This is a genomic window from Thalassospira sp. ER-Se-21-Dark (assembly GCF_017922435.1).
GTDB lineage: Bacteria > Pseudomonadota > Alphaproteobacteria > Rhodospirillales > Thalassospiraceae > Thalassospira.
Genome location: NZ_VDEZ01000005.1, coordinates 145007 through 162058, shown reverse-complemented (window position 1 = coordinate 162058; position 17052 = coordinate 145007). Strand labels below are relative to the sequence as shown.

Below are 17052 nucleotides of genomic sequence, written 5' to 3'. Positions count from 1 at the left end.
GAAATTGACCTATCTTGGAATTTATAGAGCAATCACCCGAACACAAGAAGACGGACCGCAATGGCAGCCCCCGATACCCGCAATCAGCATTTCTGGCGCAATGACGCGATGCCGTTTGTTGAATTGCGGCGTGTGGCGGACGGGCATGCGGTTTGTTATGAGCGCCACAGCCACGATACCTTTTCGATTGGCACGGTGCGGGGCGGTTACAGCACCTACTGGAACCGGGGTAAAACCCATGAAACGCAGGCCGGTTCGGTGGTGATCCTGAACCCCGAGGACGTTCATGGCTGCAACCCGGTCAAGGGCGCGGACTGGGTTTATGACATGCTGTTTGTTGATCCGGACTGGCTTACCGATTTGCAGATTGAACTGGATGCCGATGCGGCCGGGAAGTTTGCGATGTTTTCCGACGCACTCAGCCATGATCCGCATCTTTATGACGGCTTGATTGATCTGGCCGATACGCTGGCCAACCCGGATGTGGATATTCTCGGCAAGGAAACCGCGCTGGTGTCTTTCTTTGGCGATCTGCATGTGCAGCTTGACCGGCGCGGGGTGCTTGATCGTGTGGTCAGGGTTTCCGGTGCGGTTCATGACCGCAAGATGGCCCGCGTGGCCGAGTATATTCGTGCGCATTATGCCGAGAATATCGGTCTGGATGATCTGGCGGCGTTGGTTGGTTATTCCCGGTCCTATTTGGTGCGGGCATTCAAGAAAACATATGGCATGACGCCGTATGCCTATCTGATCAATTGCCGGGTGCAGCGCGCCCGTCATGCACTGAGGCGGGGCGAAAAGATCGTGGATGTTGCGCTTGAAACAGGCTTTGCTGATCAGGCGCATTTCCAGCGCATTTTCAAACGCCTGATGGCGGCGACGCCACGGCAATATGCCCGCGCGCAGGCGGCGTGATTGAGAAAAAAAAAGAAGGCGGGTGACCAGGTTCAGTCCCAAGACCCGCCCGGAGTTTACGCAACCCGACTATGGGGACGGGGTGCGGGGGATTATCCCAAAATCAGATAGGCTGCACTGGCGACCAGCAATACGGCCATCGCCCGGTTGAATGCGCGAATGCGTGCAGGTTCGCCCAGAAAGCGCGACAAAAATGCCCCGGCATAGGCCCAGCACGCGACCGAGGCGAAACAGACCACAAAATAGATGGCGGTAAATTCCCAGATCAGGGTTGGCGCACCGGACGCGGCATAGGCGCCCATCCCGGCGATGGATGCCAGCCAGGCCTTTGGGTTAAGCCATTGCATGACGGCCCCGGTGATGGCCTTGGGACCAGTTTGGGCATCGCCCTTGCCAAGTTCGCCATTTGACGTTGCCAGCTTCCAGGCCATGAACAGCAAGAACGCCACACCGGCCCACTGAATGACAGTGGTCAGTTGCGGGAAGGCTTCCAGCATTTCATGCAGACCAAGCCCGATCAAAAGCAGCAAAAGGCAAAACCCGGCCGTTGCGCCAAAGACAAGGCGAAGGGACGGGCGAAAGCCATACTGCACGCCAGAACTCAGCACCAGAATATTGACCGGTCCCGGTGTGATGGAGGCGGCCAAGGCAAAGGCGGCCATGGAAAGATAGAGGCTGAGTGTGGCGCTAAAGCCGGACATCTTGGTGTTCCTCGCACGGTGTGTTTTTTTGTTGTTGATCAACATGCGCTGTCTTGCGGCGCGTTTATTGAACAAAATTGACCTGCGCAAGGGTGATTTCGGCTTTGGGCATAAAAAAACGCAACCGGATGTGGAGCCGGTTGCGTTGCGTGCTGTCGATATCCGTGTTCCGGTTGGTGTGTCGGAACCGGTGTCAGATCAGCTTGTCGTCAGATCCATCAGAAGCGATGCACAGCGCTGAGCGATCTCGTTATTGGGTTCGTCACTGCCCGGCATGGTTGCCCAGCCTTTTGCAATCACGAAATCGTCGCGCTTGTAAGAGCTTTCAGCCTTGAGGGCCGTAAGTTCCGCCGTCTGATTGTTGGGCGAAAGCATTTTGAACTGGGCGACACATACCGGTGCCATTGCCGAGATCGTTGCTTCCTTGCCGCTTGCATCGGCCATTTCCTGCGCAGTGCCACCAGACACCACCGAGCCGGTGCTAAAACCGACAATGGTGATCAGTGCGGCGCCGATAATGCCGCCCCAAATTCCGGGCTTTGTCCATGCAGGGATTTCGATAGCCATAAATAAAATTCCTTTTAATCAGGCCGTGAAAAGTATTTTTCGCGGCTCTGTTAGATCAAAGGAAAACATTGATGATGTAATATTACAATTTATTTATTTTTAAATATTTAAATCAAGGGTGGATTTTCTGAAGGGGAGTGGTTTTATTTTTCGATATTTTGAAGAATTATTTCGTGCTTCAACCGGAAAACATGTTCGACAAACCAGTTGCCCCTCCGGCAATCATGGCATAGCGCGCCGCCTTGCCAATGGTCACCAGAATGATGAAGGGCAGAAGGCGCACCCGCATGACCCCGGCAAACAGCGTGAGCGGATCCCCAATAATCGGAAGCCATGAAAGCAGTAATGACCACAGCCCGTATTTGCCAAACCAGTGGGATGCGCGATCCAGTGCCTCGGCGGAGACGGGGAACCAGCGCTTGTGCTTGAAATGCTCGGCATAAAGGCCAAGCCACCAGTTGATGAGCGACCCCAGAACATTGCCCACCGTGGCGACCAGCACCAACAGCCATATGGCATGATCACCGGACGCAATGAGGGCGGCCAACGCCGCCTCGGACGTGCCGGGCAGGATGGTTGCGGATGTCAGTGCGGAAAGGAAAAGGGCGAAAAGCACGTTTGAAAGCCAGTCAGATTAAGTCAGGCGTTATGATTTGAGGCTGAATTTACGGACATCAAGCGGCTGTGCAAGCACTTCATCCTTACTCTCGCCAAAGGCCTTTAGGTAGGGCATCTCGAAATGCCGGGCGAGGTCTTCTTCCGAGCGCCAGGTTTCATAGGCCAACCAGAGTGCGGGATCGTCATTTGACTGGTGCATGTCATAGCTGATGCAGCCTTCCTCGGCGCGCGACGGTTCAACCAATGCCAAAAGCCGTTTGCCAAGTTCTTCTTCCATGCCGGGTTTGGCGCGTGCGGTGGCAACAACGGTAAGCTGCTTGGGCATTTCGGTTTCCTGTCATTTTCATTGTTTGGCTTTTGGCTAGGCTCAGGGTCTATTAATTTGGTTCGAATGGTTCACCGGATTTGTGCGGATACGCGGAGCAAAACCGCGGGAAGATATACATCTTTTAAGGTTTTACGACGAAGTAGCCCGTGCAAATCCGGTTAATCCGAAGGACAGAGGTTATATTTGCAAACTCCTGCGTCAAATCCCTTGGCCGGAATACCAGCCCGACCTGCGGGCTTTTCCTTGGATTTCACAAATATAACCTCTGCCATTCAAATCAAATTAATAGGTCCTGAGCCTAGATCATCACCGACCACAGTGCAGGACAAATGTTTGTTTCACAAGCAGGCAGAGAACAGAAAAAGGCCCGGTGCGGGGGACACCGGGCCTGGAATTGCTGGTCAGCAGTTTGGGGGGAGCTGACCAGCAGGGGGGAGACGAAAATTAGGCGATGGTCGTTGTGACATCGACATTGCCGCGAATTGCGTTGGAATAGGGGCAAATTGTGTGCGCCGTTTCGACAAGCTTCTCAGCATCGGCCTTGTCGAGACCCGGCAGCGATACTGTGAGTTCGACGGCGATACCAAAGCCGCCTGCTTCGCGCGGACCGATACCGACTTCAGCCGAAACCCCGACGTCATTTGGTACCTTGATCTTGGTCTGGCCGCTGGCTGCCTTCATGGCGCCAATAAAGCAGGCCGAGTAGCCCATGGCAAAAAGCTGTTCCGGGTTATGACCGTCACCGCCAGCACCGCCGAGCTCCTTTGGCGTGGACAGCTTGACATCAAGCGATCCATCGTCAGTCGAGGCGCGGCCATCGCGGCCACCGGTTGCAGAAGCGAGTGCGGTGTATTTGACATCAACAGACATGGTTTTCATCCTTTGTTTGAACATTGGTTCGGTTGGTGATTACCCGGCTGTTAGGGACCAAGATCCTTCATATGTCGCCGGGGGCGGGCAGGTGCAACCGCACCTACCCGAAAGAGTGTTAAAGTTTGGGGACAATTCCCCTGTATTCGTCGTGTTATTCGCCGTGCAGGGCGGTGCGGAGATACTGACCGGCCTGGGCAATTGCGCCTTTGGCAGCCGGGGTATCGGCAAGGGCATTGAGCATGACAAAGTCATGGATCGTGCCGTTGTAGCGCGTGACGGTGACATCAACGCCAGCCTGGCTCAGTTTGCGGGCATATGCCTCGCCTTCATCCCGCAGCACGTCGTTTTCCGCAGTAATCACAAGTGCCGGGGCCTGACCGGCAAGCTGATCGGCACTTGCATGGATCGGTGTGATTTTCGGGTCAGTACGATCAACGCCTTCGGGCAGGTACTGGTTCCAGAACCATTCCATCGCAGGCTCGGTCAACCACGGGCCGTTGGCAAATTCGGTATAGGATCCGTTGTCAAAATCGGCATCCGTCACCGGATAGAACAGAACCTGTGCGGTGATTTCCGGACCTTTGCGTTCCTGGGCCAGAAGCGAGACCACAGCGGTCATGTTGCCCCCGACGCTGTCACCGGCAATTGCCAGGCGGGTCGGATCGATATTGAGCTGTTCACCATGTTCAGCCACATATTTGGTGACGGCGTAATCCTGCTCAATCGCGATCGGGTAACGTGCCTCCGGGGAGCGTTCGTAATCCACGAACACCAGGGCCGCATTGGCGCGCACCGAAAGTTCACGGACCAGACGATCATGGGTGCCGGTATCGCCCATCACCCAGCCTGCGCCATGGAAATAAACGATCACAGGAAGGCGATCAGTATTGCCCGTCGGGCGGATGATGCGGACCTTGGTGGCACCCGTCGGGCCAACACCAAAGACCGTGTCAGTGATATCGACGGCCGGTTTGGCAACTTCGCCGGACTGTGCGCCAGCCAGAACGTTGCGGGCCTCAGCCGGGGTCAGGGTGTAGATGGCCGGACCGCCGGACGCGGAGAGAACATCAATGAATTCCTGGGTGGTGTTTTCAAGAACCGGCTCTGCGAAGGCTGCGGAGCTGGTCAGGGAGGTCGACAGTGCCAGCGCGCCAGTGAAGAGTGCGCCAGAGAAAACAGCAGCTGCAACTTTTGAATTGAATGGGCTCATGGGTCTGATCCTTTAAATGGGCCGTCCGTGATGTTTGATGGGCGGCGTTGCGTTTTGGTGAATTATGTATCGCACACAATTAAATCGCACACGATATAAAAATGAGAAACCCAGCCATGCAATAAAATCGCTTGTTATTTAATCGTGTACGATTTAATATACTTGGCTTTGAAAATTCCAGACTCAGGATGTTTTAAGAAGACGGGCATCGCCGGTGGGTATGGAAAAAGCAGAATTCTGCGCAATGCGATGTCTTTTTGCCCCACATTAAAGGACCAGACCAATGGACAACTCATCCAAAGATGACCTGCTTCAGCTCGAAAAGTTTCTGTGCTTTTCGATCTATTCAGCCGGTCATGCCTTTAACCGGGTCTATAAGCCGCTGCTGGATAATCTGGGGCTGACCTATCCGCAATATCTGGTGATGGTGACCCTGTGGCAGGAAGATAACCAGTCTGTGCGGAGCATTGGCTCAAAGCTGTATCTGGAATCCAGTACGCTGACACCGCTGCTCAAGCGCCTTGAAGCCAATGGACTGGTTAGCCGCAAGCGAGATCCGGAGGACGAGCGATCCGTGCGCGTTAGCTTGACGGACACCGGTAAGGAGCTGCGGAACACGGCAGAAGAAATTCCGCCCTGCATTCTTGACGCCACCGGACTTGATATCGAGACCGCCAAACGACTGAACCGCGATTTGCGGACCATGCGCGATCAGATGGAGGCCAGCAGTCAGAAGATTTAACCGCTGTTATGTGGCCTGCTGTTTGAGGTCCTGTTTCCGGTCCCGGTGATAGGTCAGGGCCCAGCCAAGTGCGGTCTTGATCGCCGGTTCAGGCAGGGGACGATCCAGCGGCAGGATAATCGCGCGATTGCCCTCGGTCGCCAGATCGGTCGATAGCAGGCTGCGCGTGCGGTCAATCAGGTCGGTCTTGCAATCAAAAAAGATCATGACCTGATCAGGTGTTTTGGCTTTCCAGTCGGCACGAATGGTGATGCCCGATCCGGATTTGGGTCGCCAGGCCGGTTCGCCCCATTTCAGGCTTTCGCTGATCGGGCCAACCCCGTCAATTTCGCCTGCCAGTTCAAGGATCCAGCCCCGGACCGACATCAGTGCCCGCCGGGCGTGTGCCGGGCAGGCATTGAATTTTGCCGCAACTTCCGGGCTTGCGAAATCGCCAGACCCCATCACATGCCCACAGCGCTCAGGTTGCCAAAGGCCTGGATCAGAAGCCAGACACCGCAGATTGCAAGGGTGATGTGCTGCATGACCATGGCCGGTGCGATGATGCGTTTGGACCGGGTTAGGGTGCCAATGGCATGTAAAATCCGGCTTGCGATCAGAATGGCAGCCACAATCCAGATGATGGTCGATGTTGCCAGGATCGCCTCGATGGCAAGGATCAGCAGAATGCAAAGCGGGGCATTTTCAACAAAATTACCATGCGCGCGAATGCGCCGGCGCAGGGTGTTGTCATCGCCATCCCCGCTCAGCACATTAAGCTGGGCGCGCCGGATCGAAACCATCAGGCTGAGCACGGTCAGCATCAAAACAAAAACGGCGGTGATAAAGATGGTTACGGGCAGCGGCAGCATGTCAATATTCCCGGCTTGTGAAGGGGATTGTGAAAGTATTTTCGAATTCAATCACTGAACGCAGTTTGGATCAAACAAAAGGACGGCACCAATCATGGTGCCGTCCGATGTGTCATGTGCCGAAAGGTACGTATGCGCCCTAGATGTTACGCAGGCGATCCAGGAAGTTTTTGACCTGTGCGTCAAGATTGCGGGCTTCTTCGGCCAGTTGGGTCGCCCCGGCCTGAACGTTCGAGGCCGCTTCGCCGGTTTCCTGGGACGTGTTGCGAACAATCCCGATAGAAGAGGAAACTTCGTTGGTGCCTGCCGCCGCCTGTTGCACGTTACTTGAAATTTCGGCGGTGGCAGCCCCTTGTTCCTCGACGGCAGATGCGATGGCGGTGGCGATTTCATTGATGTTGGCAATGGTTTCGGTCACTCGTCCAATCGCCCCGACCGTATTTTGCGTCTCGGACTGGATGGAGCCAATCTGTTGGGCAATGTCTTCGGTCGCCTTGGCGGTCTGGTTGGCCAGGTTTTTGACTTCCTGTGCGACGACGGCAAAGCCTTTGCCTGCCTCTCCCGCACGGGCCGCCTCGATGGTGGCATTGAGGGCCAGAAGGTTGGTCTGGGCGGCAATGTCATTGATCAGGTTAACCACTTCGCCGATGCGATCGGCCGCTTCGGCCAGGCCGGTGACCATGGCGTTGGCACGTGAAGCTTCTTCAACAGCGGTGTTGGAGATGTCAGATGACTTCGCCACCTGGGAGCTGATTTCCTGAATGGAGGCAGACAGTTCCTCGGTCGCAGACGCCACAGTCTGGACGTTGGCACTTGCCTCGTCCGCGGCGGCGGCAACAACAACGGCCTGTTCGGAACTTTCATCAGCAGCACGCCGCATCTGCCGGGACACTTGTTCCATGTTTCCGGCCTTGTCAGACACATTGACAACGATCGAGCCGACCGATTTTTCGAATTCGTCTGCCATCTGCAAGCGCGTGCGATTGCGTTCATCGCTGGCACGCTGTTCGGCTTGAAGCTTTTCGCGTTCGGCCATCTGCATGCGGGCGGAGGCCTCCTTGAAGGCTTCGAGGGCCTTGGCGATTGCGCCGATTTCGTCATCACGTTTGAGATAGGGCACCGTAATGTCAAACTCACCCTTCTGAAGGTGATCAATCACACTGGTCACCCGCGTCATCGGGCGCGCGACCAGGGTTCTGGTCGACAAAAGAACCACGGCAATGACGACCAAAAGCAGGATGACGCCCCCAATCAGGGTGATATTGCGCAGATTGTCTGCCGGGGCATAGACTGTTGCCAGCGGCACATTGACCACAACACCCCACTTGTTGGGGTATCCGGCAATCTCGACCGGGACAATCATGTGCATGGTCGTGTCATCATCAACCCGCGCCGGTTCGCCCGATTGCATGGTTTCGAGGATGGCTGACTGGATCGGGTTGTTGTTATCAAGTGTGGTGCCGCGAATGTCCGGGTCTTCATGGGCAACCCAGGTGCCTTGGGCGGAGACGAGATTAACCGTGCCGGTCCCAAACGGTGTCAGTTCGGCAAAGCGTTCTGACAGGGCATTGAGTTCAAGATCAACGCCCAGCACACCCAGGAACTCGCCGTTCGGGTTCTGCACCGGATAGACAAAGGAGGTCAGAACAACATCACGGCCCTGAATGTCATAGGTGATGGCGTCGGTGACATAGGGCTGATTTGTGTCACGCGGGGTGGTGTAATATTCATTGACCTCGGGATTATCGAGGCCAGTGAGGTGATAGGGCGTAATGCCGTCGCCAAAATTATAATAATATGTGACGTATTTGCCGCTGCCATCGCCGAATGGCTCGCCCTCGTTTACGTAATCGGCATCCTTGCCATCAAGGGCATCGGGCTCGAACCCGGACCAGGCACCGGCAAGTGTCGGATTGTCGATCAGGGTACGACTGAGAATTTCGTTATATGCCGCGCGATCAACACCGCCTTTTTCGCGGATCGCCCGAAAGGCCCCGGCCAGGTTTTTGGCAACCAGCATCCCGCCATTCAGAACGCTACCAGCCTGCTCTGCGTGATGGTTTGCGACGCCACGTGCCTCGCCGACGGTAAGTTCTTCGGTGGTTTGGCTTGTTTGAACGGTTTGAAGAGATATGCCTGCAATCAGGCAGAGCGCGATGGTTACTGCACTGACAAGGGTCAGCTTCGCGCCAAGGGACAGGGACGAAAACTTCATACAATCACCCTTCCGACCTATTCTTTCGTTTGAAAGATCGCAATTGAATAATACGACAGCCAAGTCAATGGCTTGCGCATGTATAAAGGCACGAAATGTCTGTCGCTTATTCTAAGGTATAATGTGCGAAAAGGGAAGATGTCTGGGTATGTAACTTTTGTTATTAAATTTGTTTGGTTTTTCCGATGGTTGCCGTAAAAACGTCTTCGGCAGGGACAGGTTTGCCAAGCAGGAAGCCCTGAAGTTTGATGCCCGGTACGTCGCGCAGGAAGTCATACTGCGCCCTGGTTTCAACGCCTTCTGCCGTGACTGACAGACCAAGGGCCTCTGCCATCGCCAGCATGGCATTGATCAGGGCAACATCATTGCTGTTGCCCGGCAGTCCGTTGACGAAAGCACGGTCGATCTTGATGCGGCTGATCGGCAGGCTTTTGATCGATCGCAGGCATGAATAGCCGGTGCCAAAATCGTCAATCGCCAGCGAAATCCCGACAGCGCGCAAATCATGCAGGGTCTGGATCATGCTGATTTCGTCCTGGATCATGCTTTCGGTGACTTCGATTTCAAGATCCTCGGCCGGGAGGCCGGAAATCGCCAGTTCATCGGCAATGCTGTCAGCAAAGCCGGGCTGTTGCATCTGGCGGACCGATACATTGACGGCCACGCGAAGTTTCTGGCCATATTCATCCTGCCAGCGACGGGCTTGGTGGCAGGCTTCGCGGATCACCCAATTGCCGATTTCAAGAATAAGGCCGCTTTTCTCGGCAGTCGGGATGATTTCGTGGGGGCCGACAAGCCCGTGGACCGGATGATTCCAGCGCAGCAACGCCTCGACACCGGCCATTTCGCCGGTTTTGCCATCAAACTGCGGCTGGTAATAGAGGACCAGTTCCCCGTTCTCAAGCCCACGGCGCAATTCGAGCGAGCGGGTCATATAATGTGCGGCATTGGCCGTCATTTCCGGCTGATAGAGGGCAAAGGTTCTGCGCCCGCGATCCTTGGCGGCATACATTGCGGTATCGGCAAGGCGGATCAGATCGTGCGACGAACGGCCATGCTGCGGATAGAGCGAAATGCCCACGCTGGCGCCGATATTCATTTCATGACCGCGAATATAAAACGGGCGTTGCAGTTCCTGAATGATCTTTTGCGCCAGATTGGTTGCCGCGGTTTCATTGGGGATGTTTTCCCGAATGATCAGGAATTCGTCTCCGCCCAGTCGGGATATGGTGTCAGTGCGCTCGGTAATACCCTTGATCCGGGTTGCGGCAATCAGAATGACCTGATCGCCGGCGGCATGGCCAAGTGTATCGTTGATCGTCTTGAAATCATCAATATCAAGAAACATGCAGGCGACCATCATGCCGCTGGGTTCGCAACGTTCGATCGCGCGATTCAGGCGGTCTGTCGCAAGAAGCCGGTTGGGCAGGCTGGTCAATCCGTCATATTGGGCAAGGTAATGCAATTCCTGTTCGGCCTGCCGGATTGCAGTCCGGTCAGAGACAATCATCACATAGTGGGTCAGTTCGTGCTCTTCGTTTTCGACGGCAATGTTCTGTAGGGACAGCGATATCGGGCCACGATTGGCGTTGTGGGTGTCAAGGTCGCGATGCCATTGGCGGCGGGCACCCAGCCCGGAAAACAATTCCTGAAAGAATTCGGCGGGATGTTCATTGGCAGAAAGGAAATAGGGCGGCTTTTGCAGCGTGTTTTCCTCGGTCTCGCCCGTGATCCGGTAATAGGCGTTGTTGGCATTGGTAACATTGAGGTCTGGGTCAAGAATAAGAATGCCATCCTGGGTGGTTTCAAACACCGTCATGGCTTCGCGGAGCTTGTCCTGCGTCAGGCGCTGATCGGTGATGTCCTGCATCATGCCAATAATGCGTTGTGACCCTTTGCGATCATCGCCAAAGGACTTGCCGCGGGCCCGCAGCCAGCGATAGTTCTGGTCCTTGTCCAGACTGCGAAAGACAACGTCATAGAAATCGCCATGGGCAACTGCATAGGCAAAGGCCTTGCGCACCATGTCGCGGTCTTCTGTTGCGACCCGTTCAAGAAAGGCATCCCAGCTTTCGGTGACGGTTTCAGCATTCTGATTAAGATCGGCGTTGCCAAGTCCCGTACAATGCATTTGCCGGGTCAGGACATCGATTTCCCAGCAACTCATCTGCGCTGCATTCATCGCAAGCGACAGCCGATGCTGGCTTTCCGACAGGGCAAGTTCGGCTGCGCGGCGTTCCAGTGCCATCTGGATCGTTGCGTGCAGTTCACGGTCCGAAAACGGTTTGATCAGATAGCCATAGGGACGGGTTTTTTGGGCGCGCGCCAGTGTCGCGTCTTCTGAGTGGGCCGAAAGATAGATGACAGGGATCATCAGGTGTGGCGGGATGCCTGCCGCCGTTTCAATGCCGTCAATATCCCCTTCGATGCGGATATCCATCAGGATGATGTCAGGCGGATCGTCATTGATGGCCGCAAGGGCGTCACTGCCGCGCGTATGTGCGCTGGTGCGCTCGTACCCCAGCTTTTCAAGCTGCTTGCGCAAATGAAGGGCGATAACACGTTCGTCCTCGACAATCATGACATGGACTGAATGTGGCATCCCGATCATTTCCCTATTTTGAAGTTAATGACAAAGGTGGTTTCGCCATTGGTCTTGATATCAAGTGTACCACCAATCTGGTCGGCCAGCAGTTCGATCAGTTGCAGGCCAAGCCCGTCACTCTTGCCCGGGGTAAAGCCATCGGGCATGCCGCGCCCGTTATCGGAAACGCGCAAGGTCACTACTTCCTGATCATTCATGTGGGTCGATACCGCAATCTGACCTTTTGCACCGTCCGGGAAGCCGTGTTTAAGCGCATTGGTGATCAGTTCATTGGCAATCAGTCCGCAGGGCACGGCCTGATCAATGGTCAGGTCGACATGGGCCAGATTGCTTTTGACCTGTACCCGACTGATATCGACATTGAATGTCGCCAGAAGCGACGAAATCAGGCTTTCGCAGAAATCGGCGAAATTAACCTTGGCGATGTCTTCGCTTTGATACAGTGACTGGTGAATTTGCGCCATGGACCGGACGCGATTGCAGCTGTCGATCAGGGCTTCGCGCGCCTGTATGTCTATGACCGAGGATGTCTGCATATCGAGCAGGCTGTGAATGATCTGCAGATTGTTTTTCACCCGGTGATGGACTTCGGAAAGCAGCGTTTCCTTCTCACGCAGGGATCGTGCGATCTGTTCTTCGCGATGTTTGCGTTCGGAAATGTCGGAAATGGCCGCAAGAATTTGATGCTTTTCGCCATCAGAGATCGGGTTCAGGCCAATTTCAACGGGGAACTCGCTGCCATCCTTGCGCAAGGCATAAAGATCGCGGCCAGCCCCCATCGGGCGGGGATTGGGCTGCTCCGAATAGGAGCGCCGCAAACGCGGGTGTCCGGTACGGAAACGTTCGGGGACCAGCATTTCAATCGGCTGGCCCAGCAATTCGTCGCGCGCATAGCCGAAAATGATTTCGGTTTGGGCGTTCACCATTTCCATCGTGCCATCCGCACTGATGAGGATCATGGCATTTGGCGCGTATTCAACAACGCGTTCAAATCTCTGATCCGGACTTTTCGTCGGAAAGGCGTTTTCGGTGATTTGCCCACCGGTCTCTCCAAGCGACATCAACACACTCCAATCATCGTGTTTGTTTCGTCGATCGGGTTTGCCTTCGCTTGCGAATGATCAATAGCATTAAATTAAACTAATAGTGTATCGCAACGCAAATATATGGTTTTGCAATGAATGATAATCACAATTTAAGCGTGCTTGCCCACTGTAGGATATTTGTCGGCAGGTGACTGAATTCAACTACACTTAGGTGTAGCTGCGGAGCTGGCTTTACAAGCAATAGCTTGAAGATAAATATCGACGACCGGCCCGGGAATTCCGCGATTATGTGGCTGCCATGCACAACAGGTGCTTGATCTTGACCCAAAGTGAGGTATAGCTTCGCGCAAACATGTGATCAGGGTGATCGCGTGTTAGGGGCTTGGCCCAAGCGTATTTCCCGAGAATTTAACGATCCAACTGACAAACAAGGTTTCAAAAATGACAGCCGATCTTCGAGATGCCGCACTTAACAGCAACGTCTGGGCTTTTCAGGAAGCCAGCAAGCTGGTCAAGCGGTATAAACAGAAGGCGCCTGAAAAGGGCTATGTCCTTTTTGAAACCGGTTATGGTCCGTCGGGTTTGCCGCATATCGGCACCTTCGGTGAAGTTGCGCGCACGACCTATGTTCGTCGCGCGTTTGAAACCATGTGCGATATCCCGACCAAGCTGTTCTGCTTCTCCGATGACATGGACGGGCTTCGCAAGGTGCCTGACAACATCCCGAACAAGGACATGGTCGCCCAGCATCTTGGCAAGGCGCTGACCAGCGTTCCTGACCCGTTTGGCACGCATGAAAGCTTTGCCCATCACAACAATGCCAAGCTGCGTGAATTCCTTGATGGTTTCGGGTTCGAGTATGAATTCAAATCATCGACCGAATGTTATCGTTCGGGCATGTTTGACGAGGCCCTTTTGCGCCTGCTGGAACGCTATGACGCGATCCAGAAAATCATGCTGCCGACCCTTGGTGAAGAACGCCGTGCGACCTATAGCCCGTTCATGCCAGTCGAGCCGGGCACCAACAAGGTCCTGATGGCCAAGGTGACCGAGCTTAAGCCTGAGTCCGGCAGCATCGTTTACGAACATCCGGAAACCGGGGATCTGGTTGAAACGCTGGTCACGGGCGGCAATTGCAAACTGCAATGGAAGCCGGACTGGGCGATGCGCTGGTACGCGCTGGGCGTTGATTATGAAATGGCCGGCAAGGACCTTATTCCATCGGTCGAGCTTGGCAACAAGATCGTCAAGGCACTTGGCGGTACCCCGCCGGAGGGCTTCAACTACGAACTGTTCCTCGATGAGAACGCCCAGAAGATTTCCAAATCCAAGGGCAATGGTCTTTCGATGGAAGACTGGCTGAAATACGCGCCGGAAGACAGCCTGTCGCTGTTCATGTTCCAGAAGCCGAAAACTGCGAAGCGTCTGTATTTCGATGTCATCCCGAAAACCGTGGATGAGTACCTGACCTTTGCCGAAAAGCTTAAAACCGAAACCGATCCGGAAAAGATCCTTCAGAACCCGGCCTGGCATATTCATGCCGGAACCGCACCGGATCGCGAAATTCCGTTGTCGTTCGGCATTCTTCTGAACCTTGTTTCGGTCTGCAATACCGATGATCGCGACCTGCTTTGGAAGTTCATTTCGCGTTACGCCACCGGTGCAACCCCGGAAACCTCGCCGTATCTCGATAAGCTGGTCGGCTATGCGATCAACTATTACAGCGATTTCGTCAAACCGACCAAGTCGTACCGCGCCCCGACCGAGGCGGAAAAAGCAGCCCTTCAGGATCTGCGCGATGCCCTGGCTAAAATCGCACCGGGCACCGATCCGTCCGACATCCAGACCGAAGTTTTCACGGTGGGCAAGAACCACAATTACGAAAACCTGCGTGACTGGTTCAAGACGCTTTACGAAGTGCTTCTGGGGCAGGAACAGGGCCCGCGCATGGGCTCCTTCATCGCCCTTTACGGCCTTGATGAAAGTGTTGCCCTGATCGACCGTGCGCTTTCCGGTGAAGATCTGTCTGTCTAAGACGGCGCGATCAGATAAATGCAAAAGACGGCTCGCCAAACGGCGGGCCGTTTTGCTTTTTGGGTCATATCATTCAATAATTTTCCAGTCAGACCGGCTATGGCGGTGCTCTGCGTCACCAGCAAGGAATTGAATGATATGGGATTTTGGCAGAAATCAATGATCGCGGTTGCGTGTTCCAAGCCGCTTCGTACCCTTGGCGAGGCGATTGGACGCAAGACCGGACTGGCCGCACGGTTTGTCAGTGCGAACGATGGCATTGGGCATGTGTCGCGGGCAAATGCGCTGGCGGCACAAGGTATCCGGATTTCAAGCTTTTATCTTGGTGAATATGTCGAAGACATCACCCAGGTCCGCGAAACGGTCGATCAGCTTGGTTTTGTGATGCCAAGCCTCGATATGTCTGGACTGGATGTGCATGTGTCGATTGATCCGTCGCAGCTGGGCTACATGCAGGGTGAAGCGGTCCTGACCAAACATGTCGACGAGATCGCCAATCAGATCCGCGATATTGCAGCACAGGCAAACTCATCGCAGACCGTCCGGCTTATGATCGATATGGAAGATTTTGACATGGTCGATGATACGCTGGCGCTGCATCATCGGTTGGCGACCGCCGGCGTGCCGGTTGCCCAAACCCTGCAAGCCCGTTTGCACCGGACGGAATCTGATCTGAACAACATGATTGCACGCGGGGCAATGGTGCGTCTGGTCAAGGGGGCAATGGCCCCACCGGCAAGCGTATCCTTTACCGAACGTGATCAGATTGATGCCAATTATCTCGCACTCGCCGGGCTGATGTTGTCAGATGCTGCCAAGCAAAGCGGGTTTTTCCCGATCTTTGGCAGTCATCACCGCGACTTGGTGCTCAAGATCGCGACGCTTGCCGATGACAATGGCTGGGCGCGCGATCAGTTCGAGTTCGAGATGCTGTATGGGGTCAATCAGCCGTTGCAACGTGAACTGGTTGCGGCGGGGTATCGCCTGCGGCTCTATGCGCCGTTTGGCAAGGACTGGTGGGCCTACGCCTGGCGCCGGGTGGGGGAGAACCCGCGCAACCTGTCGCTTTTGATGAAGTCGGGACTTAACCGATAATAAAAACGAATGAGGCCAGCATGAATGTGTGCTGGCCTCAAATTAATAGGTCCTGAGCCTAAATCAGCTTGGCGGCAGGTAACGCCGCAACGGATGATCTTCAAACGGTGCCAGAAGCACATGACGCGCACGTTGCCAACCCACACCAAACGCCATCACCAGCCCGCCAACGATGAAGCAGACCAGAACGATGGTCATGGAGGGATCAATCGCCGCGCCCTCGAACCCGGATTGCAACAGATAACCGACATAGATCAGGCCACTGATGATCGGGGATCGGCGATCCAGGATCAGGGACAGCACCATGGCAATGATGATCACCGGGATCATCGCAAGGGCGGCGGCCTCAAACGTTGCAGCAATCGAATGGATGGTTAGCGGTGCGCCAAAGACATACAGCCAGAACGCACATTCCGCCCAACCATTGATCCGTTTGGGATCGCGGCTGTCGATAAAGATCGCAAGGGCCAGCAACAATATGCCCGTCGCCGTTATCAAATAGGGGATATAGGGCTCTGCCGCCGGGCCGAAGGTCGCCATCAAGGCAGACCAGAAAACGCCAACGAGCCCTGCGGCAATCAGTGCAAAGGATACCGGTAGGCGATAACGCAGGAAGAAGCCCAGCTGGAAGGCAAAGCCGATGATGGCGACAAACACCAGCACATTCATCGACCGCTGCCCGAAATCAATCACCGTATCAAGATCGGACAACTGCCCGGCAGGTCCGGCAAGCGACATGTAAATCGCCACCGCATAGATCATCAGCGTTGCACCAAGGGCCGCCATGATCGCGATCGAGGGCAGGGATGCCTTAAGCTTGCCTGCAATATATTCCGCCAATGCGACATAGGCGATCATGGCAAGCGGTGGCGCGATCCAGAATGCCGGCCCATTGGCCAGCAGGCCCCACAGAACGAACCAGCCGATGGTCAATGCGCATATGCCAAGGGCAATGAAGATGTCATTCATGCCGCGAAACAGCGTGAATTTTTCTGTTTCAGGCGACTCTTGCGATTGTTTAGCAAGGTAGCCTTCAAGCCGTGCAAAGGCCTCTTCGCTGAGCACGCCGGCCGATACCGCATTTCGGATATCGGCAAGGGTGAATTGATTGTTTTTCACGGTGGCTCCGGAGTGTGTTGTTGCTCTTGTGCCGTTTTGGCGTGTGTCCGATGGGTCAGTGATACACGCCCTGTGCAATGCTTTCAAATTTCTCAGTATGCCTAAATGCGGACTAAGGCATCCAAAGGGCACC

At 54.9% G+C, this 17052-nt stretch carries 16 protein-coding genes; 4 read left to right on the top strand and 12 right to left on the bottom strand.

The genetic code is table 11. The features are described from left to right. Positions 1 to 60: 60 nt before the first annotated feature. Positions 61 to 915 carry an AraC family transcriptional regulator gene (locus FHI25_RS17650; protein ID WP_210520037.1) on the top strand — a complete coding sequence of 285 codons (855 nt, stop codon included), beginning with the start codon at positions 61 to 63 and terminating at the stop codon, positions 913 to 915. Positions 916 to 1007: 92 nt separating this feature from the next. Here the strand turns inward: FHI25_RS17650 and FHI25_RS17645 are convergent, their stop codons facing one another. The 6 genes from FHI25_RS17645 to FHI25_RS17620 form a co-directional block, all read right to left on the bottom strand. After that, complete coding sequence (locus FHI25_RS17645; RefSeq protein ID WP_210520035.1) at positions 1008 to 1616, bottom strand: LysE family translocator; 609 nt, start codon at positions 1614 to 1616, stop codon at positions 1008 to 1010. Positions 1617 to 1814: 198 nt separating this feature from the next. Then, entirely contained in the window at positions 1815 to 2183 is a 369-nt protein-coding gene (locus tag FHI25_RS17640; RefSeq protein WP_120226462.1) for a hypothetical protein, read from the bottom strand. A gap of 178 nt (positions 2184 to 2361) precedes the next feature. Continuing rightward, positions 2362 to 2799, bottom strand: a complete 438-nt coding sequence (locus tag FHI25_RS17635; protein ID WP_210520033.1) for a YqaA family protein — start codon at positions 2797 to 2799, stop codon at positions 2362 to 2364. Between the two features lie 30 nt (positions 2800 to 2829). Then, on the bottom strand, positions 2830 to 3126 hold the full coding sequence (locus FHI25_RS17630) for a putative quinol monooxygenase (RefSeq protein ID WP_210520031.1): 297 nt from the start codon (positions 3124 to 3126) through the stop codon (positions 2830 to 2832). 447 nt (positions 3127 to 3573) lie between these two features. Beyond that, positions 3574 to 3999: an organic hydroperoxide resistance protein gene (locus FHI25_RS17625; RefSeq protein ID WP_008890243.1), complete on the bottom strand. Its 426-nt coding sequence runs from the start codon at positions 3997 to 3999 to the stop codon at positions 3574 to 3576. A 154-nt stretch (positions 4000 to 4153) separates the two neighbouring features. Next, entirely contained in the window at positions 4154 to 5212 is a 1059-nt protein-coding gene (locus FHI25_RS17620; protein WP_210520029.1) for an alpha/beta hydrolase, read from the bottom strand. 283 nt (positions 5213 to 5495) lie between these two features. Between FHI25_RS17620 and FHI25_RS17615 the strand changes: the two genes are divergently transcribed. Further along, entirely contained in the window at positions 5496 to 5954 is a 459-nt protein-coding gene (locus FHI25_RS17615; RefSeq protein ID WP_210520027.1) for a MarR family transcriptional regulator, read from the top strand. 6 nt (positions 5955 to 5960) lie between these two features. Here the strand turns inward: FHI25_RS17615 and FHI25_RS17610 are convergent, their stop codons facing one another. From FHI25_RS17610 to FHI25_RS17590, 5 genes are all read right to left on the bottom strand, one after another. Continuing rightward, positions 5961 to 6398: a DUF1801 domain-containing protein gene (locus tag FHI25_RS17610; protein ID WP_210520025.1), complete on the bottom strand. Its 438-nt coding sequence runs from the start codon at positions 6396 to 6398 to the stop codon at positions 5961 to 5963. Then, entirely contained in the window at positions 6398 to 6805 is a 408-nt protein-coding gene (locus FHI25_RS17605) for an MAPEG family protein (RefSeq protein ID WP_210520023.1), read from the bottom strand. The genes FHI25_RS17610 and FHI25_RS17605 overlap by 1 nt, the downstream gene beginning before the upstream one ends. A 139-nt stretch (positions 6806 to 6944) precedes the next feature. Next, complete coding sequence (locus FHI25_RS17600) at positions 6945 to 9020, bottom strand: methyl-accepting chemotaxis protein (protein ID WP_210520022.1); 2076 nt, start codon at positions 9018 to 9020, stop codon at positions 6945 to 6947. 163 nt (positions 9021 to 9183) lie between these two features. Beyond that, positions 9184 to 11622 (bottom strand): EAL domain-containing protein, encoded by a 2439-nt coding sequence (locus FHI25_RS17595; protein ID WP_210520020.1) that lies wholly within the window; start codon positions 11620 to 11622, stop codon positions 9184 to 9186. A 5-nt stretch (positions 11623 to 11627) separates the two neighbouring features. Continuing rightward, positions 11628 to 12686, bottom strand: coding sequence for a histidine kinase dimerization/phosphoacceptor domain -containing protein (locus FHI25_RS17590; protein ID WP_210520018.1), 1059 nt, complete (start codon positions 12684 to 12686; stop codon positions 11628 to 11630). Positions 12687 to 13112: 426 nt separating this feature from the next. Between FHI25_RS17590 and FHI25_RS17585 the strand changes: the two genes are divergently transcribed. After that, positions 13113 to 14705 (top strand): lysine--tRNA ligase, encoded by a 1593-nt coding sequence (locus tag FHI25_RS17585; RefSeq protein WP_210520016.1) that lies wholly within the window; start codon positions 13113 to 13115, stop codon positions 14703 to 14705. A 138-nt stretch (positions 14706 to 14843) separates the two neighbouring features. Further along, positions 14844 to 15800: a proline dehydrogenase family protein gene (locus FHI25_RS17580; RefSeq protein WP_210520014.1), complete on the top strand. Its 957-nt coding sequence runs from the start codon at positions 14844 to 14846 to the stop codon at positions 15798 to 15800. Between the two features lie 63 nt (positions 15801 to 15863). On the opposite strand, the gene FHI25_RS17575 is transcribed toward FHI25_RS17580, so the two are convergent. After that, positions 15864 to 16919, bottom strand: a complete 1056-nt coding sequence (locus FHI25_RS17575; RefSeq protein WP_210520013.1) for a hypothetical protein — start codon at positions 16917 to 16919, stop codon at positions 15864 to 15866. Between the last annotated feature and the right edge of the window lie 133 nt (positions 16920 to 17052).